A 25,851-nucleotide genomic window follows, 5' to 3' on the forward strand; every position below is an offset into this window, starting at 1 on the left:
ATCGCTCATGGCCCGCCAACCGACCCGGTTGATCCTGTCCTTCATCGGCAAGACCGACCTCGATTTTCTCCAGCCCAAAGGAGACGATTTAAGTCCGATCCGCCGTCTGTTGAAAGCGGTGCTCGATCGCGATTCCGAACTTCAGCGCAAACGCCACATTGCTGCGCAAAACACGGTGTTAGTGCTGTTCGACGACGATCCGGATGGATGCAATGAGCGTGCCGAGTTCTGTGATCGACTGCGCGAGCAGTTGCCGGAAGTTGGTTTGAGCGGAATGGAATTGAAGCGCTATCCCGTGAGCCTGAAAGGTCCGACCGATCTATCCGCGCTCTATGAACAGGTGTGGGCGGCTATTCCGACTTCGAAGCCGGACTGCGCCGATGAAGTCGTCTTCCATGTGACCTCGGGGACGCCGGCGATGCATTTGACGCTGATGCTGGCCGCGCAAAGTTTGCGCCTGGACGAGGCACGGCTGTTCGAGACCTCGCGCGAACAGGGTGTGCGCGAGCTGCATCCGCCCTATGCCTTGGCGCTGCGCCGAAAACGCGAGCGCGAGCGGGTGGCGTATCGAAGCCCGGGGTCGCTGTCTGATGCGGCGCGCAAGGGATTGCTCAAGGAGATCGTGGTGGAGGATACAATGGCCGCAAGCGCCTACGCCGCGCTGTACAAAGCCGCAAGCAACCGTAAGCAACCTCAGCGTGTGCTGATGCTGATCTGCGGCCCGACCGGCAGCGGCAAGTGGCGCGCATGTCAACAGTTTGCCGAGTGGCGCACTCCCGGCAGCGTGAGCAATCCCGAGAAACATGCGGACAAAGCAAGTCAGCTCGCGATCTGGAGCAATCTCGCCTACTGCCCGGAACTTCCGGAGGGGGCAACCCTGCTGATCCGCTGGCTCGATGCCTGGCCGGAGTCGGCCTTGCGAATGCTGGCCCAACTGGCGGATGAACGCTCCGATCTGGCGATCGCCGCGACCCTGCGTACCGACCGCTTGCCGGCTGGCGCGCTTGCCACTCTGGCGTGTGATGGATTGCGCGGCGCCGTGTCTGTTGACTTGCCCGCGCTGAGCGTGCGATCCGATGTGGTCGCGTTGGCTGAGTCGCTGGCGCGCCAACTCGGCATCCTCGACGGCAAGCTCAAGGAGCGTCTTCAGTATGATCTCTTGACCGATGTCTTCCCGCGCAATCTGCATGATCTCAAGGGACTGCTGGCTACCGCTAACGCGCGCAGTCCAAGCGCCCATCCCGAGCGCAAGGCCTATCTGCAAGCGCGCGAGTTGCGCGATACGCGGCGTCTGCTCGATGAAGCCTGGCAGGTGGCCGCCGGCATGGATTTCGGGCCGGAGGGGCATCGGCTCGACGATGTCCTCAATGCCATCCGCACGGCGGTTGTGCGGCGAGCGCGGACCGAAGGGCGCAGTCAGAAACAAGTGGGGGAATTGCTCGGCCTCAGTCAATCGACCGTGTCGGATTTCCTCAAAATCGAATTGGATCCACGTCTCTGGCCCAGTCTTCGTGACGCCGATCATGCCGACTGAGCGCCCACCAGAGATCCGTGGTGCGCGCGATTTGGCGGCCTTGTGGCGTGCCCTGCCGGCGGCGGTGCTCGCCTATCCCGTGACGGCCTATCCACCACATGTTGGACTGGCCGCACTCAGCGATACCCTGCGCGCCCGCGCCTGGCGCGAGCACTGCGCAGCGACCACGCTGGAGAGCTGCGCGGAGCAGGGGCGCGACTGTGCCCGTCTCGGACGCTGCCGTGCCGATGCGCTTTTTCCGATGAAGCTCGGCGGTGGCGCACCGTCCTGGCGTATGGCCACGTTCTTCGTGCGTTGGCGCCCGGCACTTGAGCAACTGCATCTGATCGCGCTCGGCGCGGCGGCGTGCGACTCGATCGGCTGGGCGGCGCGTTGTCTGCGTGAGCGTCATAGTTTGGAAGGAGCCGTGCCGTTGGCGGTTGCGACGCTGGCGGATCTGGAATTGACGAATGCGACCCGCTGGGAATTGACCTTCGTCACGCCCTGGCTGGTCGGTAAGGGCCGGCCGGATGCCGACGCTCCCCCGGATGTCGAAACCCTGGCCCACGAGTTGCGCAAGGCGATGCGCCTGCGCGCCCACAAGCTGACCCCTCTGTGCCTCAATGACGAGCGCGTTCAGCGTCTGAGCGCGCATCTGGCCCATCATGTCGCCGAGGCGCTGCTGTCAGGAGGCTTGAGCGTCGAGAGCGCCGAGATCGAGCCTGAGCCGCTGACATTGGCGAGTCGGGGCAACGGGGCGAGCTTTACGGCGCTCACCTGGAGCGGACGCGCGATTCTGCGCGTGAAGCCAGCCGTGCTGCCCTGGCTGAGTCTGATCGCGCTCGGCGGGGGCGGTGAAAACGCGGACAAGGGGTTTGGAGCTATCGAGCTGACCCCGTTGGATTGAATCAACCGTTGTGGCTGGAGACAGGTATGCGTTGGCTGTGGTTGATTTCGATTGGCGTGACCGATGTGCAGTTTCCAGTTTGGACTCAGGATAAATACGGTTGCTGGATCGGACCCTATCGCTTCGAGTGCGGGCGTGCTGGCATCCGCACGGTACATGAAGGTCTGCTAGCCCTGTTGGACAAGGGGCGCATCCGTTTCGATGCCGAATTGCCACGTCCGATCAGTCGCGAGGTGATGCGTGATTTGCGCCTCGACTTCATGGTTAAGCCTGAGATTGGCGATTTTGCCGCCGCAGTTCACTGCGCTAATCGGCCCGACGCCTTCCGCATCGACGAGCAGACCAACGAGATCCCCAACCCTCGAGCCTCGACGCTGCCGCTTTACTGTCCGAAGATCGAGCCGCTGGTGACTAAGGCACGCGAGATCTTCGCCGATCACGCGGTCTCGGTGTTGGTGCTCAACACACGGCGCGTCGAGAATTTCGGCAGAGAGTCGCGCGATGAGCCGATCGCCTCCGGTCCTTTGGTCTCGCGCTATCTGGCTGAACGTCTCGGGCTGAACTGGTTGGACAGCACGGGACGGATCCCGGAGTTTTTCGGCTCGGGCATCGCGACCTGGATCGACATTCTCGTCGATCATGAGGCCATGGAGGATCCCGAGGCGCAGGGCCAAGTTGTCGCTCGCCTGAACGAGGGGCTGCGCATCTGGAGCGGAGGTGGGCGGGATGAGCCGCGTATTCTCGTGACCACCAGCGGCGGCATGCCGCTGCTCAAGCCGCTCATTGAGCGAGTGCCCGCGACTCGCTTCGGTCATCGGAGCGTCGAACTGCTCGATCAGCCGGAAAGGGGTGCCGACGCCATCACCTCGGCATTGAGCTATGCGGAGCGGGTCGCCGAGCGCGAGACCCTGCGTTTCCACTGCGTCGAGGCTCTGCGTCAAGGCGACTATGCAGGCGCCTATGGGCTGGCGCGCCGGTCGAGCGATCATCCTTGGGCGACCGAGGTCCGCGAGCGCTTGGGGTCCTTGCTGGAGTTTCCGGGCCGCGCGATCTGTCTTGGGGGGCAGCCACTTGCGCCTTTTGCCCTGCACGCATGCCAGGTCGAGATGCGCTTGTGCATGGGCGATATCGTCGGCGCCTTGCTGCGCCTTGGTCCCTTCATCGAATCGGCTGTCTGGAACCTCATTGCCAGCGATGCGCGGATCCAGGCGCTTGGCGTGTCGCTGGATCGGGCGAACGAATCCCTGACAGGCGCGATCCCTAATGATCATGCGTTGTTTTCGCGTCAAACTCCGCTGCTTGAAATACCCAAGAAGAGTCTTGGATCCGATCCTCGGTATTCGGTGAGAAACTTGACTTTCGAGTGGCCCAAGTGGCTGGTAGAACCGGAAGGCGGGCAGCGATCCGCTGCGCTCGCGCTCATTGATGTGTGTGTTGCCTACAACCGTGAGCGGGAGGGGCTCAATCCGCGACAGTACCGAAATCTGCTGGCGCATGGCTCGGATCAGGCGATCGATGTGAGCAAGATAGGTGGCTGCCTGCAGAGCAGTGGCTTGATTGCATCGCCCGGGTGGCGTTTCGGCGAGAACTTTCTGGGCACCGATTTGATCAAGGCGCTCTTTGCCAAGCTTGGCGCCGATGATCTGAGCGTCGCCATGAATGGCTATCTGAACGATAGCCTGAATCGGGTCATCGAGGGATAGCGACCAATGGTCAAGCTCGAAATCAGTCTCAAGCGTGTTCAGACCTTCATCTTCGAGGTGCCGCGTCTCAAGGCTATGCTCGGCGCCAATGCCCTGATCGGGCAGGCCATGCGGCATGAACTGCCGGCGCTGCTGGGTGAGCAAGGATGCAAGCTCACCTGGCCGACGGGAATCGTTCCTGACTCCGGTGACGATCCATTGAATGGTGACGTGATTGATCCCGACGACCACGATGATCCCGCTGCGCTGTATCGGCGGGGCATCCTGGCCCGCGACGGCGGACATTTCATCGTGCTGTTCGCCGCTGAGCCAGCGGCCGAGCGCTTCCTTGCGCAGGCCGAGGCGGTGCTCGCCGAGCGGCTGCCAGGGGTGTCGTACGACGCCCAAATCGAGCCCTTTCCCAAGCCGGGTCAGCATCGGCGCCAGTCGCGCGATCCGCAGGAAACGGCGCTTTTGGATCTGCCTGTGCTGCAGGTGTGTCAGGAAACCGGGCAGGGGCCGGCGTCGGACCAGGAAACGCGCGACGGCGAGACGCGCTGGCAGGCGCGGTCGGTCCAGTATCGATTGAAAGCGGGCACGCAGTTCTACGATGGCCAAACCCGCGACATCATCGGTCTTCTGCGCTCGGCTCTCTACCCGGATCGTGAGATGGATTGGCAAGATCCAGATGACCTGGGGCAACTCGTCGCCGACGGCTATCTAGCGCTGATTCATGCCGACGGCAATGGTATCGGCAAGCGCTACAAGGACCGACAGAAACACGCGCCCGACGATGATCTGCTGGCCCGCGAGGCTCATGGCGAGGCATTTTTCCATAGCATGCGCGTCGCGGTGCGACGGGCCGTTGTTGATGCCCTGCGCAAGACCTTCACCCAGCCGGGCGGCGTGCGTCCCTACGAGATCCTGATGCTCGGCGGCGACGATCTGCTGCTGGTCTGTCGCGCCGACCGGGCGCTCGATTTCGCCCGCGCCTATGCCGAGGAACTATCCAGGTACGAACTCGCCGACGGACACCCGCTCACCGTGGCCATTGGCGTTGCCATAGCGCAAAAAGGCTATCCGCTGCATCGGCTGCACGAATTAGCCGAAAGCCTGGCCTCCAGCGCCAAGCGGCTCTATCGCGCCTTACCGAACCACGAGAAAACCTCGGTCATCGACTGGCAGGTGGTCACTCAGTCCTGGTTCGAGGGGGTTGCCGAGGCACGTCGCCAGACCGAGTGCATTCAGTATCAGGTCAGTGGCCAGACCGAGACCTTATTGCTGACGGGGCGGCCTTATCGCGTCTTGGGCGCGAATGGTCTGGAGGCATTGCTCGATGCCACGCAAGCGCTCGACGGCGCGAATGACGAGGACAAGGCGGCGCGCTCGCCGTTGCGCGCACTACGTGCTGCCTGCGAGCAGGGGCGTTTGATGGCGGAGATGGCCTTTGCCCGGCTCCGACCTGAGACGCGCGTTTGCCTGGGCTGGGAGAAGGATGAGCTGTGGACGGATGTCCCCGTCGATGGCAGTCGCGTCTATCTCAATCGCGCCCTCGACATCATCGGTCTGCGCGAGATCGGTCATCTGGGGAGAAAGGACGATGGGGAGCAACACCATGAGTGACACCGCGACCGCTCCAGTGTTTATCCAACTCAGCGTCGAGGCATTGGAAGATCTCCATACTGGCTCGGGGACCGGCGGCGGTGATATCGATGCCTTGGTGCAGCGTGATCGCCGACGCCAACCGGTGATTCGTGCCAGTCATCTCAAAGGGCTGCTGCGTGAGGCGGGCGAGGCGCTCATCGAACTCGACGAGAAAAGGAATGCCGGACATGAACAGACGCAGCAGGATCTGAGCGCCTTGCTCGGCACCGAGGGAAGTGGGCGGGGTGCGCTGCGCTTGACCTCCTTGTTCGCATCTCCGGAGCAAGACAAGGCGACCCTGGTTTGGGGGTCGACCCAGCGTGTCGAGGGTGGCCGCGCCCCCAAGCCGGATACGCTGCGTTTCATTGAATACGTCAAGGCCGGAACGCGCTTTGAGGCGACGTTGCGATTGGCGGATGCCGGGCTGGTACCCTTGCTGGAGCGTCTCCTGAATCGGATCGATCGCTTCGGAGGCGAGCGCAATCGGGGCGGCGGTCTGGTGAAGCTCGATTGGCAAATTCGCAAGGCAGCGGTGAGCCAGCCGCCAAGGCTTGACGCCGGACGCTGTCTGCGACTGGTGCTGTGGAACCTGGAACCGCTCTGCCTGCCGGCGACCGGGCATCCGGGCAACCTGATTCGCAGCCATTCCTTTGTTCGCGGCCAGACCTTGCGCGGCGCGCTCATGGCCTGGGCGATCCATCATGGCCGAGCGGATCGGGTGCATTTGTTCGAGCAGATTTCGGTTGGCGATGCCCTGCCTTTGCCCGAGGGCTGCCAGGGTGCCGAGCAGGTGATCCCTATCCCGTTGTCGATTCTGACCGATAAACCGCACGGAGGTGATCCTGGTGTCCCGTGGTGGGGGGCTAAGACGGCGGAATTGCCTGCGTTCGATTCCCTAGGCGAAATGCCTGAAGCGGATGAAAAACGCAAACGCCCCGGCGCGCATGAGTATCTATGTCGCTCGGTGGGTGTTGCGCACTGGCAGCGCTACAGGCCGCAAATGCAGGTGCGGTTGCGCAATGCCACGCCGAAACGGGGCTCGACTAAGGATCCCCAGCTCTTCAGCCTGGAGGAGATCGCCGAGGAGACCTGTTTTCAGGCCGAGCTGCGCTGCGCCGACGCGCAAGTCGCGGAGGATTTTCTGGCTGCTTTCGCACCACTGATCTCCGGCGAAGATTGGCTGGCGATCGGGCGCGGCGGACAGCCAGCGCGGGTCGAGTCAGTGAGCCTCGTGCCGCCGTCCTCCTTACCCCAAAGGCTTGGGGATGACTGGACCCTGACCCTGACGAGCGATGCCATCGTGCGCGGAGATCGATTGGGGTTTTTGGACAACCTCAGCTTGGAGTATCTGTGCCACTTGGTTGGGATCGATTGCAAGAGCGGCTGGACGATTGATGCCGATGTGGTCGAGACGGAAGCGGTGCATGGCTTCAACGCCGTCACCGGCTTGACCCGCGCGCCGGCCTTAGCGCTGCGGCGCGGTTCGTGCTGGCGCATGACCGGAACCGACAGCGCTGAATTGGCTCGTGCCTTGTTTGAGGTCGGCTCCCTTGGCGAACGTGTTGGTGAGGGATACGGGCGCTTTCGGATTGGACTCCAGCCGATTGCGTTAGACACGTCGGGCAAGCCGTCTGGCGAGAAGGACGCGCCGGAGCCGTGTCCCAACGAGGAGCTGCTGGCGCTGGCGCGGGAGCTGGCGAGTCGGATCGACAAGGCTGGTCCGAGCCTGAGCCAGTTGCAGTGGCTGCGCTCGCAGGCCACGGCGGTGGAAACGGAGTCACAGCTTGAGCTTCTGTTGAGCGAGGTCGCGCGTGCATCTGAGCGCCGTCCGCAAGGTGGCAAGGCTTGGAAGAATTTTCCCCATCAGCCGCTGCGGGAGGCGCTGGGCGACTGTCGGTCGCTGGACGAAAAACGCCAGTTGATTGCCTATCTCGTGCAATGGCGCGTTCCGAACGCGAAGGAGGCGCGGTCATGACCCAGCCCTATCGAACCCTCTTCGTCGGTACCCTGGTGCAGGAATCCTTCCTGAGCATCGGCGGCAGCGATGATCCGACGGCCAGCGTGGATAGCCCCTTTTGTCTGGACGGGCGCAACCGTCCGACATTACGCGGCACCGGGCTGGCGGGCGCGCTCATCGCTACGTTGCGCCGGATGCGGCCTGTGCCCGCGACCATTTCGGGTAGCCAGAATGGGCGTCAGCCTTCGGTCTGGCGGTGTTTCAACAGTCACCCGGTCGCATCGCCTTCGCCCGTCGTTCGTCAGCATGTGGCCATCGACGCTCGTACCGGTGCGGCGGCGACGGGCATGCTGTTCGACCTAGAGACCCTGCCGCCCGGTACACGCTGGCCATTTCTGTTGGAAGTGGAAACGGATCGCGATGAGCGTGCGGGCGATCTAGCACGCCAGGTGCTGAGTCATTGGGCCGCCGGGCGTTGTCTGCTCGGACGCGAGGTGGCGCGCGGCCTGGGCTGGATGCGCCTGGAAGGGTGCCAGGAATATCGCTTGACCATCGAGCAGGCCGAGCAGTGGCCCTGCGCGCGTGCTGCCGATCGTTATCCGCGCTATATCGAGGAACAGTTTTCGGCGTTGGCGTCACCCGTGGAGGCGACACGCGATCCATTTCCGCGCTGGTGCGAAATCAGCGGCACCCTGAGCGCCGGCGAGTACCAGCCTACCTGGAGCAAAGAAGGCGAGACTGGTGGCGCATGGGGCCTGGATAGCCTTTCGATCGGCGGCCATGCCAGTGATGAGCTGGCGGCGTCTTGGACCGAGCGTTTTCTCGCACCTGACGGCATGCTTGATCCTGGCGCTGACGGGGCTTTCGATCCCGATTTCACGGTTGTCACTTTCAAGCAATCGGGCGGTGAGCATACGGCTGAGCGGTTGCCCTATATCCCAGGCTCCAGCCTGAGAGGGTCGTTGCGCCACGCGCTGGCGCGGCTGCTGCGTGCCAGGGGTGAGATCGATGAGGACACCTGGCCACCGCTGGTTCGTGCGCTGTTCGGGACCACCAAGCAGAGCGCGAAACTGCTGATTCGGGATGCCTTTCCCGATTTGGACGAGGAACTCCGCTTGGCCTGGTTCCAGCATCATGCCGAGGACGAGTTCGCGGGCAGCACATATGGTTCGGGAAAGTTCGACCGCGTGGCGGTGATGACGGGATGTTTTCGTTGGAAGATGGTGCTCGAGGATGCGAGCCAAGACGAGCTGGCGGCGGTCAAGCGCCTGTTCAAGCTGGCCCAGAATGGCCAGATTGGCATCGGCGGCGGCCAGTGGCGTGGGCATGGCTGGCTTCGGTGGCAGATCGACCGCTTCGACGCCGAGGAGGGCGTGGCATGATCGCCAACACCTGTGCATTGCACATGCACACCGAAAAAGACTTGCGCAGCGTTGCCGAGGTCATCGCCGATCAGGCGGGCAAAGCGCCGCCGCTGTTGGCCTGGGCCGACCCGGATCCGCTGCATGTCGATCTGGTCAACCGCACCGGGCGGCATGGTGATTTCGTGCCACTGGCTCAGGGCGTGCCGTCCTGGCCGGCGGATCTGCCGCTGGTCGAGGCGCGGCTGTTCTGGCCCAGGGCGGTGCTGCATGTCGTCGCGTGCGAGAAAGGTGGCTGTGTCTGGACGTGCATCAAGGAAGTCACCGCAGATGACGATACCTTACCGGCGATGCGCTCGGAAATCCCCGTGCATACCCGTCGTGATCTAGCGCGTTTTGGACTCTCTGCTCATGAGGTAGTCGAGGGCTTGCGCGCGATTGAATACCGGGAGCGCGGACGTTTGGTGGCGTGGCGGTTGACGATTGGGGTGGCTTGAGATGTGGATCGAGACCGAGATCGAAGGAACTGCCAACGCGGCGAAGGGACGCAAAGTCTTTTTTTTCTCTGCTAAACGCCAAGACGGGAAGAATCTGGTTGCACAGGAATATCTAGTTCATAAGGGGATTGGTTCCAAGCCGACCATTGGCTTGGCTGTGCGTATCCAGGTTGACGGGGAGCGTGTCGTCAAGGTGGAGCTGAACCGACGGAAGGCCGTCATGCTACCCTATGGTTTCATCCCTATTGATTCTCGTCAGGCAGTCGCCGATACGCCGGTCCTGCATGACGGCTCTAGCGGCGGTGATTTGCTGTCCGGCGAGATTCTGTGCGAACTCGAAGCCCTGACACCCTTGCTGCCGGGCAATATGCGTTACGCGGTCAGCCAAGCAGATCGGCAACGCTTGCAGCAGTGGGGATTTGACGAACTGAAAGAAGATAAGCAGATCGCGGAGCCGCTGCGCTTGACCGACGGACGGGTGGTCATCGCGGGCACAGCTCTGAAAGGCATGATTCGCCAGAGTCTGGGCGCCTTGACTTCTGCGCCGATGGAAAGGGTTGGAGAGCGTCATTTCACCTATCGACCGAATCTCGATTTCAATAAATATGGCACCGAGGAGCGCTATGTAGTGCGGCCCGCGCTCGTGATTGCTGAGCGAAACGGCGGTTGGGAAATCGAGATATTCGATAATGCGCGCGCGGCGTTGTTTGTACGTCAGAATGCTGAACAGCGGATTCGTAAAGCCGCTGTTGATGGTGTTGTCTTGGGGGAAGTGTCCGGAATCAAAGAAGATAGAAATCGCATCATGCCTGACATGATGTCTTCGCACTCGTTCAATCACCGCCTTGCGAATTACAAGGGTGGCATCGACGGGCAGGGTTTGTTGGGGGATGCCTTCACCCCGCCGACGCGAACCTATCGCCTAGCCTTGGTTCCGCGCAAAGCGGATTTTCGTATCGAAATCAAGGCAGACCTGTATCAGTGCTACCTGCGGGACCAGAAACAAGTTCTTGCGGATCATACAAAGGGCCATCTTGCCGGTCATCCATTGAAATTCGATGCCAAACAGGTGTCCAACAGTATCGAGGCCAACGCCGAATTCTCGCCGGATCAGCTCATCTATGTCGAGCTGAAAACAGATTCACAAGGGAAGGTTTCCGTGAATTCCCAGGTTGTTTCCTGCGGCCATCATTTCCGCTATCGCCGGGCCTACACTTCATCAATACGCCTACAAGAGGGCCACCCTCGCGCTTGCCTGACTCCGATCGCCGAGGAGCAAGCTCCTGAGTCAAAAGGTTCGATAGATGTGGCGCCTCAGCGTCTCACTGGCGCGCGATTGCTGTTCGGTTATGCGCGCAATGACAAGACCAACCGCATCGGTCAAGGGGCCTTCGAGCGCCTAGCCGGACGCATTGCCATCAATCATGCGGTGACCGACAGCGAACCTCGCTTTCTTGGGGATCCGGCAAAAGGCTATTGCATCCCGCTGAAGATCCTTGGCCAACCCAAGCCATCGGCCTGGGAGTTCTATCTTCAGCAGCCCAAGAATTCCAAGGACCCGCTCAATACTTACGGCGATCTGCCAGGTGATCCCGGTGGCGAACTGGCCGGACGCAAATTCTACCGGCATCAGAAAGGCACGGACAAAGCCGACATCGAGGCCGATACGGACGAAACCATCAACTCCGATCAGGCCACGCTTGCGCGCTTCATCTGTCAGCCTGGAACCAGCTTCCGCTTCACCATTCGCTTCGCCCGGCTGCGAGCTTTGGAGTTGGGCGCCCTGTTCGCCGTGCTGGAACCTCACAGGCTTGCGCCCGAGGGCAAGGCGGATGACTACGCCCACAAGCTCGGTCTGGGGCGACCGCTGGGAATGGGCAGTGTGCGCATCACCCGCCGGGCACTGCGGGTACGTTTAGAAAAAGACACCGTGTTTCTGGACGATTCCGCCCTGGACAACACTCTCAGCGAGGCGATCCGCGCGCTAAGGGGAAAACTTGACGATGATCTGGTGCGGCAATGGCTTGACGCGCACCGGATGGTCGCCGATCAACGTTTGGGCTATCCGCTTGACAAGACCAAAGTGAATGGCAATACGGTGCAGACGATCTATGCCTGGCATACGGCTGTGCGCCGTGCATACAGTCAGCTGAGACGTCAGGAATCCCCTGATTGGTCAGCATTAGCCAACAAGATCAATCGCTAGCTGTCCGCTGGGTTTCGATACGGATGCGACTAAAATGAGGTGTGGGTGCATTTTTCCTCGACTTTGGCTATTTAGGCCGTCGCCGCAAGTTCATCGAACAAGCGATCCAGGCGCTTGGCAGAAATTATGACCATTTCCGGCTCGGATGTTGACTCGCTGTAATTGTTTAGGCCCAGAGAGTGCGGCGCACCAGGGCCTAGCAGTCCGAGAAGGTCGCATGCGGCTTGAGATACCAGGTGCGAGAGCGCGCCAGCCTGTCCCAGCGTTCGCGCCACTGGTAGACCATCAGACACGAGCGAGAACAGCGCCAGCAGCACGGGCGTGATCCGGGCAATGGCCAGGTCGTTCCATTGACGCTGGGTTTTCACGCCAAGATGCCGGCGTGTTTCCTCGCTCGACTTTGACCATTTTTCCTGATCATGAAATTTTTAAGACCAGAAAATTACGAATCTCAAAAAAATTAGCTAGCGGTTAAATTTTGACGTTCATGCGTCCTGCCCCTCTATAATTTTCCACCTCCAGCGAGATTCAAGCACTTAGCTAACTGGGAGAATCCCATAATAACCAGAGTCGGTTATATATGAATTTATAAATTCGCTGCCATGTGAGTAATGCCATCGAGCGGACGGATATGCCTTCATCGAAAGTTCTCCAAGCGTAACGGATGAAAAACCGGCCGATGGTTAGTTGGATCGAGACAGGCTGCGATTATGTCGTTCGGGTTCGCCGAATCCAGACAGATTGTCTGTAGATTCGGAAGATCAATAAACAACGGACGTTCATTTGCCTGCCAATTCCAACGCGCTAAGGCGTCGGTATAAACCAGCCAGAGGACTTGACCGCTAGGGTCAAAATGCAGCGACCTGAACTCAGCGTGCCTATTTTCGAAGACGGCCTTCTGTCGCAACATACGTAGATTAAAGATGCGAACGATGCCATTCCAATTACCCGTAGCAAACCAGGTTTCTCCCTTTGTATCCAGTGGACTGAAAGCAATGGTCCGAATTTTACCGTCGCTTTCACTGAAGACATTTACATATTTATCTCTTTTTATATCCCAAAGACCGGCGGTTCCTATTTCACTCCAGGCCGCAAGCCAGAGACGGCTTTCACGATCAGTTTTACTGAACACGAGGCAATCGATGCCGCCGTCATGGCGATCAAGCATCCGGTACTCTCCGGTACTAGGATCTCCGATCCAAGGGCAGCGACCATCCTTACCTCCAATTGCGAGCCAATAGCCTCCATCAGCGTCAGGTGGACTAAAGGCAAGGGTTGTGATCGGAATGACCGAGCTTTCTGTCCCGCCGAAAATATGGAGGCAATCACCGGAGACAGGATCCCAGAGTCGAGCAGTGCCATCGCGACTCGCAGTCGCGAGCCAATAGGATCCACTAGCATCCCGTTGGCTGAAAGCGACGGCCGTGATCTCCTGCTTATGCCCCTTGAATGTTTGGATACAATCTCCCGTGCGTGTATCCCAGAGCCTGGTAGTGCGATCTTCACTGCCCGTCGCAAGCCATATCTTTCCCTCTGCATCCGATGGGCTGAAGGCGACAGCCGTGATCGCCTGCTCATGACTGCTCAAATTTTTAACGCATTTTCCCGTGCGTGCATCCCAGAGCTGATTCCCCGTCGAGAACCATGTGCATCCATCTGAGTCCGGTGGACTGAAGACAAAGGACGTGATTTCACTGGCATGACTCATATTCGCTCTTTTATGAGCGGACATTTCAGTGTGTGGATCCCAAATGCGGACTGTGTGATCTTCGCTTGCCGTGGCGATCAAAATGCGATTTTTGGCATCTGGCGGACTGAAGTTAAGACTCGTAATCTGATTACCATGTCCATGAAATTCACATAAACAATTTCCTGTGTGCAGATTCCAGAGGAAAGCATTTTCGTTGATCTTCGCTGCGAGCCAAATGCCATTCTTCCCATCTAATGCTGTGAAGGCGAAAGATGGGGCGGTATAGGGTTGGACATGACTGGAATTGCTGATTACCTGTTTACAATCTCCTGTTTGTGGATTCCAGAGTCGGATGCCGCCATCTCTATCTCCGGTAATAAGCCAAGTGCATTGATCCGCGTCCAACGGTGTGAAAGCGAGGCCCGTTACAAAACAAAATTTAAAATCTAAATCTTTGATCAAATCCCCCGTCCGTGGATTCCAAAGGCGAACGCCACCATAACCTCCAACAGCGAGCCAGGTATCGCCCTGGGTGTTTCTGGGGCTAAAGGCTAGATGTACGGTTTGCCCATAGCCTGCAAATTCATGTAGACAACGCCCTGTGGCTAGATCCCAAAGGCAGGTCGTATTGTCCTTCCCGCCAGTCGCAAGCCAATAGCGACCCTCGGAATCAGGCGGACTCAGGGCTACAGCTGTGTACGCCCGCCCATTTTCAACATGGTTGGTAAAAGTCTGCAACAAACCTCTTTGCGGATCCCAAAGGCAGGCGCAACCATCGCCCCCTCCTGTGACGAACAAGGCGCGGTTATCCGCGTCCAATTCAGGACAGAAGGCGATGGCTGTAATCTCCTGCATATGATGGCCAGTGAATACCTGGAGGCAGTCTCCGGAATCCGTATTCCATAGGCGAGCGGTGCCGTCCGTAGATCCAGTGACTAGCCAGGGATGCATGGAGCTAAATGCGAGGCTCGTGATCTTATTAGTATGCCCTTTTAAGACATGGATGCATTCCCCAGTATCTGGATTGTAAAGGCAAGCCGTTCCATCACGACTCCCTGTCGCAAGCCAATAGCGTCCATCCGCCGCTGCCGGGCTGAAATCAGCTAACAACCCACTAATTGTGCGAATAAGTGGCGAACGATCGGTGACCGGCTTGAGATGGCGAATCCAAGGCGTGGTTGTGGCATCGGCTGTTTGGCGCAGCTTTTTGCCAAGTTCGGAATATTCATCCCAAAAGCCGCTCAGCCCATTATAGAGCACTTGATTTACCGATGTCTCACCAGCGATAAGTCGATGTTCTTCACGCGACAGCACCCGATGCACGTCTTGTAGCATTTGGCGTTGTTCGATTCGATCTAGTGGCCAGCCATTGAGGCTCAGCCAATAATCCTCCATTAGCGATGGCCAGCTGGCATCGCCCCCCTTCTTGATGCGTGCGATACGTGCTGGCAGATAAGAATTCGGATCGGTGAGTAGGTCAAACAGAACATTCCAATGCTTGGCTGCGAGCAAATGGCTGGGGAGATAGCGCAGGGCGTCGTCGCGGGCCTTTCCCATCAAGCTCTTCCAGTTGACATCAATTAGATTAGCGCTCACTTTTTTCATCTCAGTCTCCCATTCTTGTCGTTTCCTGGACATGGGGTCCACTTTAGGGAAATCCGTGCAGTTCAAACAGAACTCGACTTTGGCCAATTTAGGCCCTCGCCGCGAGTTGATCGAGCAAGCAACCCAGACGCTTGGCAGAAATTAGGACCATTTCCGGCTCGGATATTGACTCGCTGTAATTGTCTTCGGCCCAGAGGGTGCGGCGCACCAGGGCCAGACAAGGAGTGTCGCGTCTGCCCTCGTGATACCCGTCGGGTCGATCCCTCGCCGACGGGACTCGTGCAGGGCGACATCTATCCTGACAGAGGGGGCCGAAGCCGTGGTCGAGCGCCTGAGCGAGATCGACATCGGTCATACAGGCTCCTTTCGATCAGTCGTGTTTGGACTTGGCCTGGTGGGACGCTGCGTCACCGACCGAGAAGACCGGCTTGCCGGCCACGAGCGAGACGCGGACGCTTCCCTGGGTGTGCGGGTGCTCGAAGAGGTAGTCCGCGAGCGGATTGGTCAGACATCGATCGAGCTCTGGGCGCAGGCCACGCCCACCGAGAATCAGTGCCTCGGGGCGTGAACGAGTCGCACGTACGACCTGCGTAATGAGTTCAGCGTCCACCTCAAGCTCGACGTCCCGCAGGCGCTCGCAGCTTTTCGCGATATTGGCCACGAACTTGCGGCACACCCGCTCAAGGTCACGCAGATAGTCAAACACGACGATAGACTCGGCGCCGCCGAGCCGTCCCAGCAACTCGGGTCGGCCTAGCTCCGCGATGAAGGTTCTCTGGATGGCCTCGCGCACGCCGTGCTCGATGGTGTCGAACGGCGTCTCGTAGTCGAAGCACGCCCGGCGGGACGAGCCGCCGTTCCCGTCGCCGATCTCCTCGTAGAGGCCAAGGTTCGAGGTAAAGATGAGCACAGCCTGGCCGAAGTAGCTGGTTTCGCCCTGCCCCGAGGTGAGCCGGCCGTCGTCCAAGACGCCGAGCAGGGTGTCGAGCAGCCGTGGATGCGCCTTTTCGATCTCGTCGAAGAGCACCACGCTGTTCGGCTTGGCGCGGATCCCCTCGGTGAGCTCACCACCGCGGTCATAGCCCACGTAGCCTGGCGGTGCGCCGATCAGCCGAGCCACGGCATGCTCCTGACGTAGCTCGCCGCAGTCAAAACGCAGCAGCTGCTCCTGGCCGAACACGATCTCGCTGATCGCCTTCGCAAGCTCGGTCTTACCCGTGCCCGTCGGTCCCGCGAAGAAGAAGACCGCGCGCGGCGCCTGTGAGCCTTCGCTCTGATGAGCAGCGGACAGGCCGATTACGGCCTTGCGCAGCGCCGAAACTACGGTCTCGACCGCCTTTGGCTGGCCCAGCACCCGTTGCGTCAAGTCCTCGCGGGCGTGCGCGACGGCATGGTGAATGCGCTCCCCTGCCCAGGGGCTGTGGGTAGTCCCGATGCGGACCGCGCGTGCCAGCTCCTCGATGTCATGCATGCGCGCGCACCCCTGACGCTCGGCCGTCTGCACCAGGGCATCGAGCTGATCCAGGGTCCAATCCTCCGTCGCGTCACTGAGAAGGCGGGCAACCGCCTCAGGGCTCACGGCACAACGATCGGCCAAGGGCCGGCTGCGCTTCAGGGCATATAGGTTACGCACGTCGCGGGAGGCTGCGGGGATGTGGACTGTCCGCACCTGAGGTGACGCCAGAACGGCACTCGGTAGGGCGGTAGGGCGGTCGACCCGCAGGAAGAGGGTCCGCTGCCGATCAGTCAGGCGCGCAAAGCGCTCGATGGCCTGGAGGAGACGGAAGTCCCCGTCCCTTGGTGTCGCCGCATCCTCGAGCAAGAGTCCCGCGTCGACCAGCATGGCGAAACGTGCTCCCTGGTCCGGTGCCGTCAGGCTGGCGAAGGATTCGAGCACTTCGGTTGCCCCAAGCGTCTGGTCTCGCCCGGCGCGCGTTGGTAAAGCCGATTCCTGGTGTAGCTCGGCACTCGCCCGAGCCAGGGCCACGCTCCTGCGCGCCGGATCATAGGTCCAGGTCGCCGACGCCGCCGTCTGCTCATGACAGAGACGCTCCAGGGTCAGGACGCGCGACCCACCGCCCGGATTCGAGAGCAGAAAGCGATCGAACTGACGGCGGCCCGCGAGCACGACGCAGCTCGCCACCTGCGCAGCCAAGGTAATGTTCTCACCGAGTTCCTCATCGAGTCGCTGCATGGTATTCGACATAACGACACTCCTGTTTACGAGCATTGGGTGAAGGTCTTCCTGGCCACGGCCGGGCGTCGGGCTCGCTTAATGCGACGCTCGCGCTCAATGACCGTGGACTCGGTGGCGACGTTCGGCGTCTTGGAAGAGGCTGCGCGTGCGAGCCGGGCGCAAACATCTTTGGTGACGACCCCGTCCTCGCTAGAGTTGGGCGCAGCATCAGTCATGATCTCCAGCGTGGCTGCGAATCCACCTTGATCGGTTTCGTATTCGGTCGCCTCCAGCCAGATCTCCGGATGGTCGAGGTCCACCACCACGAGACCTTCGCCTTCCTCGCGCTCCAAGACTTCGAAGCCCTGCGCGCACATCCCCTCGATCCAATCGGTCCGGGTGAAGGCCATGTTGACCAACCGGCGTGCGTCCACGTGCAGTTGCGCAGACTCGCGTTCGACGCTGGGACTGAAGTCTTCCAATCCGCTCGCGATGCGCTGGAGCTGGGCCGCCAGGCTGGTCCAGCGTAGCCCGAGTCCTGGGTCGTCGTGTGCCAGGTCCGGAACCGACTGCATGAGCTCGAGTGCCCGCGCGATCCCATCCCGGCGCTGACGCTCGCGGGCGATCAAGCGCGTGATGCTCGAGCGGTAGTCCACGTGGGAGGTCTGCGTGGTCACTGCATCGAGCTGCGCGTGCATAGCGTCAGGCAAGTCCTGTGCTGACAGACTGGCCCTCGCCAGCTCCGCATTCAGATGCGCGCGCAACGCCGCAACGGTCCGTGCGTGCTCCTCGGCCGCGTGCTCGGTCAGTGCCTGCTCCGCAGTGCGCGCATGCGTCGGCGTGCCGCTCAGGACAATGGCTGTCTCACGCGATGAAATCTGAGCTTGCAGGCGTTCGAGCTGGCGTCTAGCTTGATCTTGGAGGACTTTCAGGGTCGCCTCATAGGCCTGTACTGTCTCCAACTCTGCATCGGGGAGTGGCCGTTGCGGCGGCGCGGCCAGTCCTGGCTCCACCCGGATCCGTGCGACCGCCCCTTCGATCTGGGACCGGAGCAGATCCATCTGCTGCTCCAGATCGGCGGCGCGCCGCCACGCCGCAGCCCGTTCCAGACGGCGTTCAAGCAGCCGCTCGGCCTCGCGGATGGCGGACTCCACCACCTGCGCGCACTCGTCAACCTCCGTCGCCAACCGGTCCGCATAGGACTCAAGCCGGTCCGGATCCCGTGCAGTGGCATCGCTCAGTGGCGTCAGACGCGGCGTGGCGAGCGCCAGATCGGGCAGGCGGTGCGCGGCCTCGTCGAGCCTCTCGACCAGGTTCTGGAAACGGGTTTCCTGCTCGCTGATCGCCCGGCTTGCCGCAGCCATGCGACGGCGCATCGTCTCCTCACGGCGTCGCTCTTCCTGTGCGTGACGGCGTGCCTGGCGTGCCGCCTGGCGCGCTTCCGCCTCGCGGCGGCGCAGTGCCGCTAGATCCGCATCGCGTGTGGTGGAACGGAAAGAAACTGTGGTCGTCGACATGGGTGTCTCCAGCAAGGTCAATAGGTGCGAGACCCTCTCCCCCTTGAGGGGGCAGAGGATTGGGGAAGGGCGGTAAAAGGCTATACGTGGCCGGAAATCAGGATGGCGGCGCCACCGGGACGAAAGCCCCGCGCAGGTCCGCCTCGAACAGCTCGCGTATCGTCTCCATGTCGGCCTCATGCCTCCGCAGTGCGCGTTGGGCCAAGCCCGCCAGGCTGCGTGAGGCTTCAGCGTCGGACAGGTCGAGTCCGCGCCAGGTCGTTGGCACAGAGGGGAGAACCGTCTGCGCGAGTGCGGTCAGCACCCATTCGGTGCTGCACCCTCGCGCGAGCGCGGAGCGCATCAGTTGCGCCTGCCCGACCCAGGCGGTTCCCTCCGCCCAGTCAAGAATCGCCCCGATCCGCGTGGTGGCCTCGCGCCAATGATTGGGCATCACTGCGGTTGCCAGCAGTTTCTCCAGACGCCAGAACGCAGTGCCGGCAAGACTGAACGCGGTCGACGAGGCGCCCGGTGCGAGCGACTCCCAGGGCGGAATCGCCGGCATCGCTGCGATGGTGTCGGCGCAGACGGCCTGGATCAGATCCTGGAGCGCCCAGCGCTCGGCCGGGCGCGGCCACAGGCACCCCATCAGCACATGGGCCAGACGCGCATCGGAGAGTGCCTGGAACGGCACTGCGCCGATCTGCACCTCGGCGTGCGCGCACGGCTGGCCCCACGCGGCCTGGGCCAGGATCTGTCCGAGCGAGAAAATGGCAGCATTGGTGCCGAGCAGGTTCTGCTGCACCAGCTCCGGTGCCGTCCAGCGCCGAGGCAGCAGGGCGCTGCGCTCGAACTCCGGGTGGTAATCGGCCGTCGTTGTGCCCTGCCCCAGTGCCCCAGCGGTCGAGAGCCACAAGTCGTCGTCATCGGTCAGAACCAGTTGGGCCGGTTCAAGCGTTAGGGGTTGGAGACCCTCCCCCGCGAGCACCCTCAGGAGTTCGACCAGCCGGGGCAACAGATGCCAGGCACGCTGCTCGGAAGCCGTGCTATCCGCGCACCAGTGCACCAGTGTACGACCTCCACCGGGCAAAGCGGTCAGCTCGAAGTCTGCTCGTGCTCCGCGCACGTCCACCGTGCCGTACCCCCAAACCCTTGCCAGATGGGGCGCCGGATTGGCCGCAAGCCGACGATAGAGCGTATCCGGCGTCAGTGCGCCCGTGCGGAATCGGCGGTAGTGACCGCTCAGCGGCGGACCGTCCGCTTGGTCCCTGGCGACCGTCCACTCATCAAGGCCGTCGCCACTGCGCACCGGTCCGTCGATCCGCCAGCCATCTTCCTGCATGGCTGCAGGCAGCGGGTCTGGCAGTTCGGCCACCGCGTCCTGCGGCTCATGGGGTTCGGCGTCACCCGCCCCCGTCTGGTAGGAGATACGACGTAATCCGAGCCGGCTCATGAAATCGGCGAGCGTGCGCTCGCGCGGTGCCTCCTCCGGTGTTGTCTTCCCGGTCGCGGTCACCCCCGCCATCGCCGTATCGCCATCGCTGTGATCCGGATCAGGGACCAGCAGTGTGCCATGTTGGGGGCAATAGTCTTCATCGGTGAAACCTGACCCGCAAAGCGGGCATCGCAGTAGCTGGCTCATGAGCCATATCCCTCCTCAGTGTCATCCCAACTCGTTGCGACCGCGCCGAGCCGGCGAGCGGTCAGCGCCATATCCGGCGTGTGCGGAATGCCCACGGTCACTAGTCGTTGCGAGTCGACCTGGCCGACTTGCACACGGTGCTGGGGCCAGTCGCGCCAACCTTGGTAGAGCCGTTGGGCGAGCGGCGTCAGCAACCGCACCTCCTGATTGGTCGACCCGGCGAGTGGCGTCGCCTCGCGGGTTCGGGCATAGGGTCCAACCACCGCGACATCGAGCAGCGCCACAAGCATGGGGAACCCCGCCACCAGAGGCCGCCACTGCAGTCCGGTATAGAGCACCACCTCACTGCCCGGAAAGGCGGCGCGGAATCCCGCGACCAGTGCGGTCACACCCGCCGCCTGATCAGTCGGCTCGCCGCCGCTCACCGTCAGTCCCGACGGCGGGCGCCCCTGCGCGCGGGCCATACGCAACAGCGATTCGACGCTGAGCGCCTTGCCTCCCTCGGACGACCAGGTTTGTCGGGACGCGCACCCTGGACACTTACGCAAGGAGCAGCCCTGCGTCCATACACCCATGCGCCTCGGACTGGCACCCAACACGCCGCTCCCGAGGCCGAACGCGACCTGATGCACTCTCAGTTGCATGGGATTCTCTCCTCGACAATAGCTTCCACCAGATGGCGATAGACCGCTCCGCTGCGATGCAGCATCGAGATCTGGATCGCCCCCCGGTCTATCGGAAACTGAAGCGAGCCGCTTTGACGGCCATCCGGGGCGGCACCGATCAGGACGGGCTGCAGACCGAAAACCGGATCCGGTTCGATTAGAAGATGGCGCATGCCATTAGCCGAGAAGTGCAGACATGCCGGCTCACCCCAAAGTCCGCGAACCCGGCGCACGCAGCGCCAGAGCGCCAGCGGCGGCTCGGGCGCCGATTCGGTCTCACGGAGCTGCTGCCAGATCGGCCCGATCCGCTCGGTGTGCCCCCGGACATGCGCGAATAGACGCAGCTCGGCCGTGCTGGCCGCCTCTATGGCACCAGAAACCAACCCCTTCGACTGGAGTGCCGTCCAGTGGCCCCGCAGCGGTGCGAGCAGCGTCTCCCGCTCGTAGTCACCGAGCAGCGCGAACGCCATCAAGCTCAACTCGTCCGGCAGATGCTCCTCACCGATTCCGCAGAGGAGGAGCGCCTGGTGACGCTCCCGGAGCGTCTCGAGATCGCGGTATGCCGCTTGCAGCAGATATTCGATGACGGGCTGCTGCGGTTTGCCTGTGTCCGCGCTCATGTCGCGCCTCCATTCTGTGCAGCACCTTGTGCCTTGTGCGCACGCGTTTCGGCTGCATCGCCCGATGCCTCCGATAGCGGCGCGGCCGTCAGGCTGACCTCAATCGGCGTGAGCCGGTCAGTTTGCCGTTGTCTGAGCATCCGCCGCAGTCGGTCGATTTCCGCCCGCAGATCCTCGTGCTCGGCCGCGCGCATCGCCTCGAAGAGGTCGTGATTGAACATCCGACGCTGGGCAGCGAACATCATCAGATCTGGCAGGGTTCCGATCAGGATCCAGAAGGTGACAGCGATCCATGCACTGGAACTGCTCTTTAGCAGCATGCCCATTGCCTCCAGCCGCTGTGACCGGCCTCCATAGGCGATGTTCAGTTCGTTCTGGAGTCGCTGCTCGACGGTCGCGAGCCGCTGTTTAGCTGTGGTCAACCGGTCTTGAGGATCACCGATACGGCCGAGTTCCTCCTTGGTGGTCGCGATCTCGCGTCCAAGCCGTTCCGCCGTTGTCCTGAACCCACGCGCCCTTGGACCGAACCCTCCCACGCGGATTTTGCCGTCCGTCTCATTGCCTTGGATCTCGTCCTGCATGTCCTGGAGGGCTCGTCCAAGCTCCACTTGCAACGCTCGGAGCCTTAGCTGCAGCTCTTCTTCCCGGCCGATCGCCGCCGTGGCCTGAACCATGGCCTCCCGAGCACCACCGAGTTCGAGTGCGTACTGGGGCGATTGCTCCATCGTGGCGCGTCTCACTTCCTTGGCCTCCGCGAGAATCCGCTCGATATCGGCATGGAAGGTATCGGTCGTCATGAGGCTGAAGCTCAGCATGATGATGACGATCGAGACGAAGCGAACCTGATAGATCGCCCGCCGGATGTCATCCGCCCCGTTCCCGCGGGCCTGGATGAGATAGTGATGGTCGAGTGCGAAGAGGCCAATGGCGGCCAGCGTGGCCAAAGGGAGTGCATGGAACACCGGGAACCCCAACAGGCTGATCGCCACCCTGTAGACGGCATAACCCAGTGAGATCGAGCACAGAATGAGAGCCAACGCCTGAAAAGCGATCTCGCGGCGCAGCTTGGGGTTCCCAGCGATGATGTCACGCTCGATCGTGCCGACGGCCATGAGCCGCTCCAGGAGCGACCGGCCCTCAAGGCCGGCGGCGGTGCACGGGGTCTCGATCACACGGGCATTCGTAATCATGGATACGCCTCCTGAGCGGTCGGTTGATGTGATGTCGTTCATCTGGTCACGGATGAACAAAGGTGGGTTTTCACCATAAATCCGGTGAACGGTGTGGGTCCGGACGAGACGCTCGTAGGGGTTAGCTGGAGGATGGACGCGCTCAGTCGCATCCGACCACGTCGTCCGAGCACCGGGCGCGGCGCAGGCCGTCCAGCATCCCGGCCAGCAGTTGGCGCATGGGCTGCAGCGCAATGCGATAGCCGTCCCGGTACCAGGCGGGATAGAAGAGCCCTCGGCCCTCCTTCGTCAGCGTGACCGAGCCGTCCTGACCCTGTGTGAACATCGCCGGCTCGATCCTGGCCGGCCGTGCCAGAAGGCCGTGCACCCAAGCGTCCAGCTCCGCGCGCGCCGGCTCCAGGAGATCCAGGGCTAGTGACTCGCGGTCCCTCTGAATCGCGTGCAGGAAGCCGATCTGCACATCGAGACCCGCACGCAGCGCGAGCTGGGTCGCATGAGATTGCGCCAGCGTATAGGCCAGCGACATCAAGGCGTTCGGCTCATCCAGCGGCGGCTGGCGCGTGCGTCTGTCGAAGACGAATCCGGACGTGCGGGCATAGAGCGATCCCAGCGTCGCAAAGTGCTTCACGGTGGCCGCCCCCTCCACCCCCATCAAGGTGGACACATCGCCGGCCTCCGCAGCTGACTGCATGGCTTGGTAGAACTCGGATTCGGCGCCGGGGGCGTGAGACCGTGCGAATTCCGCCATGGACTCGAGCTTGGCCCACACCACCCTGCGCGCCATCACCAACCGCCGCAGCGGGTCGGCATAGGTCAGATGCTGCTCATGGCGCAGGGCGACATGCCGGTGCGGCAGACCGCACGCGTTCGCGCCGGCCGTCGGCATGCACCAGCACCAAAGTGTCGTGCGTACCCTTCTCGAGGGTGGCACCGCTCTGATCGACGACGAGTGCCAGGTTTGCGCTCATGATGACCTCCATCGGTGATTGGCGATCGGAAGCAGGGAACTGCCCGTGCCGCCGATTTGCCACAGATCGCGGCTGCGTCCCAGGGGATAGGCCCACAGACGGTCGTCCTGGTCGAGCAAGGGCGCGCAGCGCGCGAGGAGCGACGTCAACTCAGACGCCGGAGCACGCAGCCAGTAAACGGACCGCTGGATCATGGCCGTCCGGGCGGACACGATACCGGCCACCGCCCGCAACGCATCGGCGTCGGACATGTCGTAGCAGACCATGAAATTGCCGATGTTCGAGCGCAGCACAGCCGGCTCCCCGCAGGGCTCGCCAGCGCGCGCGTCCACCCGCAGCCGATCCTCGCGCCAGACCAGGCGCAGCCCGTCGACCGGCCACCAGGCGGCCAATAGATCCGAGGCGAAATCGCAGCAGCTCGCGATCTCCGCCAACACTCCGCGCTGCTCGCCGCCGCCCAGCATGGCCTCGTACACGGAATACTGTTTCGCGTGATGGAGCGAATCCAGCGTACCCCGGACACGGCGCGCGCGGCCTGGGATGGTAATGTCGTAGGAGATCACCACGAGCCGGGCGGGCCGGCTCCCAACGATGGCATATTTCATAGTAGGCTCCCCCCGGCTTGCGCCGCTCCCTGAGTCAACAGTCTCGGCACGCTCAGCCATTGACCCAAAAACCGAAACGGTTTGGACGCATCGAGGATGGAGGTCTTCAGGGGATGAAGGTGGAGCTGCATGCCCTCCACCACCGCGGCACAGCGCCGGAGTAGCGCTTCCGCCCCGGATCGGCTCGTGCTCAGCAGCACGAAATCATCGGCGAAGCGGACCATGGCGCCATGCACCTGGCGCATAGCGTCGTCGAGACGCCAGAGATAGACATTACACAGCCAGGGTGCTAACACCGAACCCTGGGGAATCCCGATCCCATCGCGCTGCGCTGCTGTGTCCCAGCCCAGCCATTCCGCGACCAGGTCGGCCGCCTCCGTCCGCCCCCACCGTCGGATCACCTCGTCCAGTAAGGGTTGTCGAGGAATGGAGTCGAAACAGCGTTGGATGTCGGCATCAACCACCCAGGAGAGTCCGCTGCTCAGGAAAGTACGCACCCGGGCCAGGGCACCCTGTACACTGCGTCCAGGCCGGTAGCCGTAGGAGAAAGGCGACATCGCCGGATCCGTATGGCGTTGTAGTACCTGCAGCAGGGCACGCTGAGCGACGCGATCCCGAATCGCGAACACCCGCAGCTCGCGGCGCTCCCCGTTCGCCTTGGCGATGGAGATCACCTGAGGCGGAGTCGGGTGATAGCGGCCGGCGCGCAGTTCCTCGGCCAGCTCCAGCATTGGGACCACGGGGGACCTGGCGACGCTATACATGGTCACGCCTGGCGACCAGAAACCTCGATAGCGCCGGTAACGGTCGAAGGCCAAGCCGAGATTGTCGCTTTGGCAGAGTGTCGAGCGGAGTGATAGCATTTGAGCCCCCTGACTGATGTCGCAAGCCGCATATCACCTCGTCACTCACCAAAAACCAGCCACTTTCACCAGAAAACTGGTAGAGCGGGTGGCTGGCCTCAATGTTCCAGTGGTTCCCGGATCTGCCAGCACGTTAGTAAGATGTTGCTTGAACAGAGGTTTTTGTCGGAGCCGAGGGGGCTATTGAAATCAGCCGTGCAGAGACACGCTGGAAACAAGGGATTTCCCTTTTAATTCTCTTATTTCGCTATTGAAATCAGCCGTGCAGAGACACGCTGGAAACGCCAGTGTCAGAACCGTTAACATATATTCTTGCTATTGAAATCAGCCGTGCAGAGACACGCTGGAAACACCAGGTGGCAATCACCACCTGGTGACTCGGCTATTGAAATCAGCCGTGCAGAGACACGCTGGAAACAAGATATCCTTTTTGGATTAACACAACCTCGCTATTGAAATCAGCCGTGCAGAGACACGCTGGAAACGTGATCGGGGGCAAGAGAATAAAGTTCTGAGAGCTATTGAAATCAGCCGTGCAGAGACACGCTGGAAACTTTGGCGGGA

Annotated in this window: 19 protein-coding genes and 1 CRISPR repeat array; of the genes, 8 read left to right on the forward strand and 11 right to left on the reverse strand. The window is 61.7% G+C overall.

Annotation, left to right across the window (positions count from 1 at the left end; all coding sequences use genetic code 11):
• Positions 1-7: 7 nt before the first annotated feature.
• From THIDRDRAFT_RS05725 to THIDRDRAFT_RS05760, 8 genes are read left to right on the forward strand one after another with little or no spacing between them, the layout of a single operon-like run.
• Positions 8-1,534 (forward strand): hypothetical protein, encoded by a 1,527-nt coding sequence (locus THIDRDRAFT_RS05725; RefSeq protein ID WP_007039861.1) that lies wholly within the window; start codon positions 8-10, stop codon positions 1,532-1,534.
• Positions 1,524-2,420: a hypothetical protein gene (locus THIDRDRAFT_RS05730; protein ID WP_007039862.1), complete on the forward strand. Its 897-nt coding sequence runs from the start codon at positions 1,524-1,526 to the stop codon at positions 2,418-2,420. Before THIDRDRAFT_RS05725 ends, THIDRDRAFT_RS05730 begins: the two co-directional genes overlap by 11 nt.
• Before the next feature lie 26 nt (positions 2,421-2,446).
• On the forward strand, positions 2,447-4,123 hold the full coding sequence (locus THIDRDRAFT_RS05735) for a hypothetical protein (RefSeq protein WP_007039863.1): 1,677 nt from the start codon (positions 2,447-2,449) through the stop codon (positions 4,121-4,123).
• 6 nt (positions 4,124-4,129) lie between these two features.
• On the forward strand, positions 4,130-5,725 hold the full coding sequence (locus THIDRDRAFT_RS26125) for a Cas10/Cmr2 second palm domain-containing protein (protein ID WP_007039864.1): 1,596 nt from the start codon (positions 4,130-4,132) through the stop codon (positions 5,723-5,725).
• The gene (locus THIDRDRAFT_RS05745; RefSeq protein WP_040844003.1) at positions 5,718-7,721 is read left to right on the forward strand and encodes an RAMP superfamily CRISPR-associated protein; all 2,004 of its coding nucleotides are present in this window, start codon (positions 5,718-5,720) and stop codon (positions 7,719-7,721) included. Before THIDRDRAFT_RS26125 ends, THIDRDRAFT_RS05745 begins: the two co-directional genes overlap by 8 nt.
• The gene (locus tag THIDRDRAFT_RS05750) at positions 7,718-9,085 is read left to right on the forward strand and encodes an RAMP superfamily CRISPR-associated protein (protein WP_007039866.1); all 1,368 of its coding nucleotides are present in this window, start codon (positions 7,718-7,720) and stop codon (positions 9,083-9,085) included. The genes THIDRDRAFT_RS05745 and THIDRDRAFT_RS05750 overlap by 4 nt, the downstream gene beginning before the upstream one ends.
• Complete coding sequence (locus THIDRDRAFT_RS05755; RefSeq protein WP_007039867.1) at positions 9,082-9,561, forward strand: hypothetical protein; 480 nt, start codon at positions 9,082-9,084, stop codon at positions 9,559-9,561. Before THIDRDRAFT_RS05750 ends, THIDRDRAFT_RS05755 begins: the two co-directional genes overlap by 4 nt.
• Before the next feature lies 1 nt (position 9,562).
• Positions 9,563-11,767: a TIGR03986 family type III CRISPR-associated RAMP protein gene (locus THIDRDRAFT_RS05760; RefSeq protein WP_007039868.1), complete on the forward strand. Its 2,205-nt coding sequence runs from the start codon at positions 9,563-9,565 to the stop codon at positions 11,765-11,767.
• Positions 11,768-11,838: 71 nt separating this feature from the next.
• Here the strand turns inward: THIDRDRAFT_RS05760 and THIDRDRAFT_RS05765 are convergent, their stop codons facing one another.
• The 11 genes from THIDRDRAFT_RS05765 to THIDRDRAFT_RS05820 form a co-directional block, all read right to left on the reverse strand.
• A complete protein-coding gene (locus THIDRDRAFT_RS05765) occupies positions 11,839-12,135 on the reverse strand; it encodes a hypothetical protein (protein WP_040844009.1) in 297 nt (98 codons plus the stop codon).
• Positions 12,136-12,404: 269 nt separating this feature from the next.
• Positions 12,405-15,062 (reverse strand): WD40 repeat domain-containing protein, encoded by a 2,658-nt coding sequence (locus THIDRDRAFT_RS24415; protein ID WP_007039869.1) that lies wholly within the window; start codon positions 15,060-15,062, stop codon positions 12,405-12,407.
• Between the two features lie 370 nt (positions 15,063-15,432).
• Positions 15,433-17,268 (reverse strand): AAA family ATPase, encoded by a 1,836-nt coding sequence (locus THIDRDRAFT_RS05780; RefSeq protein ID WP_007039871.1) that lies wholly within the window; start codon positions 17,266-17,268, stop codon positions 15,433-15,435.
• Between the two features lie 14 nt (positions 17,269-17,282).
• Complete coding sequence (locus THIDRDRAFT_RS05785) at positions 17,283-18,755, reverse strand: hypothetical protein (RefSeq protein ID WP_007039872.1); 1,473 nt, start codon at positions 18,753-18,755, stop codon at positions 17,283-17,285.
• A gap of 97 nt (positions 18,756-18,852) precedes the next feature.
• Complete coding sequence (locus THIDRDRAFT_RS05790; protein WP_007039873.1) at positions 18,853-20,376, reverse strand: protein kinase family protein; 1,524 nt, start codon at positions 20,374-20,376, stop codon at positions 18,853-18,855.
• On the reverse strand, positions 20,373-21,020 hold the full coding sequence (locus tag THIDRDRAFT_RS23620) for a 4Fe-4S cluster-binding domain-containing protein (protein ID WP_007039874.1): 648 nt from the start codon (positions 21,018-21,020) through the stop codon (positions 20,373-20,375). Before THIDRDRAFT_RS23620 ends, THIDRDRAFT_RS05790 begins: the two co-directional genes overlap by 4 nt.
• On the reverse strand, positions 21,011-21,661 hold the full coding sequence (locus THIDRDRAFT_RS05800) for a hypothetical protein (RefSeq protein WP_007039875.1): 651 nt from the start codon (positions 21,659-21,661) through the stop codon (positions 21,011-21,013). The genes THIDRDRAFT_RS23620 and THIDRDRAFT_RS05800 overlap by 10 nt, the downstream gene beginning before the upstream one ends.
• Complete coding sequence (locus THIDRDRAFT_RS05805) at positions 21,658-22,851, reverse strand: DUF4407 domain-containing protein (RefSeq protein ID WP_007039876.1); 1,194 nt, start codon at positions 22,849-22,851, stop codon at positions 21,658-21,660. The genes THIDRDRAFT_RS05800 and THIDRDRAFT_RS05805 overlap by 4 nt, the downstream gene beginning before the upstream one ends.
• Before the next feature lie 142 nt (positions 22,852-22,993).
• The gene (gene cas1 / locus THIDRDRAFT_RS05810) at positions 22,994-23,782 is read right to left on the reverse strand and encodes a CRISPR-associated endonuclease Cas1 (protein WP_139058648.1); all 789 of its coding nucleotides are present in this window, start codon (positions 23,780-23,782) and stop codon (positions 22,994-22,996) included.
• 33 nt (positions 23,783-23,815) lie between these two features.
• On the reverse strand, positions 23,816-24,424 hold the full coding sequence (locus THIDRDRAFT_RS05815; protein WP_007039879.1) for a CRISPR-associated endonuclease Cas2: 609 nt from the start codon (positions 24,422-24,424) through the stop codon (positions 23,816-23,818).
• Positions 24,421-25,287, reverse strand: coding sequence for a reverse transcriptase domain-containing protein (locus THIDRDRAFT_RS05820; RefSeq protein ID WP_007039880.1), 867 nt, complete (start codon positions 25,285-25,287; stop codon positions 24,421-24,423). Before THIDRDRAFT_RS05820 ends, THIDRDRAFT_RS05815 begins: the two co-directional genes overlap by 4 nt.
• A 179-nt stretch (positions 25,288-25,466) precedes the next feature.
• Positions 25,467-25,841: a CRISPR direct-repeat array (repeat unit 37 nt; unit sequence GCTATTGAAATCAGCCGTGCAGAGACACGCTGGAAAC).
• Positions 25,842-25,851: the final 10 nt, after the last annotated feature.

It is taken from the genome of Thiorhodococcus drewsii AZ1, assembly GCF_000224065.1.
GTDB lineage: Bacteria > Pseudomonadota > Gammaproteobacteria > Chromatiales > Chromatiaceae > Imhoffiella > Imhoffiella drewsii.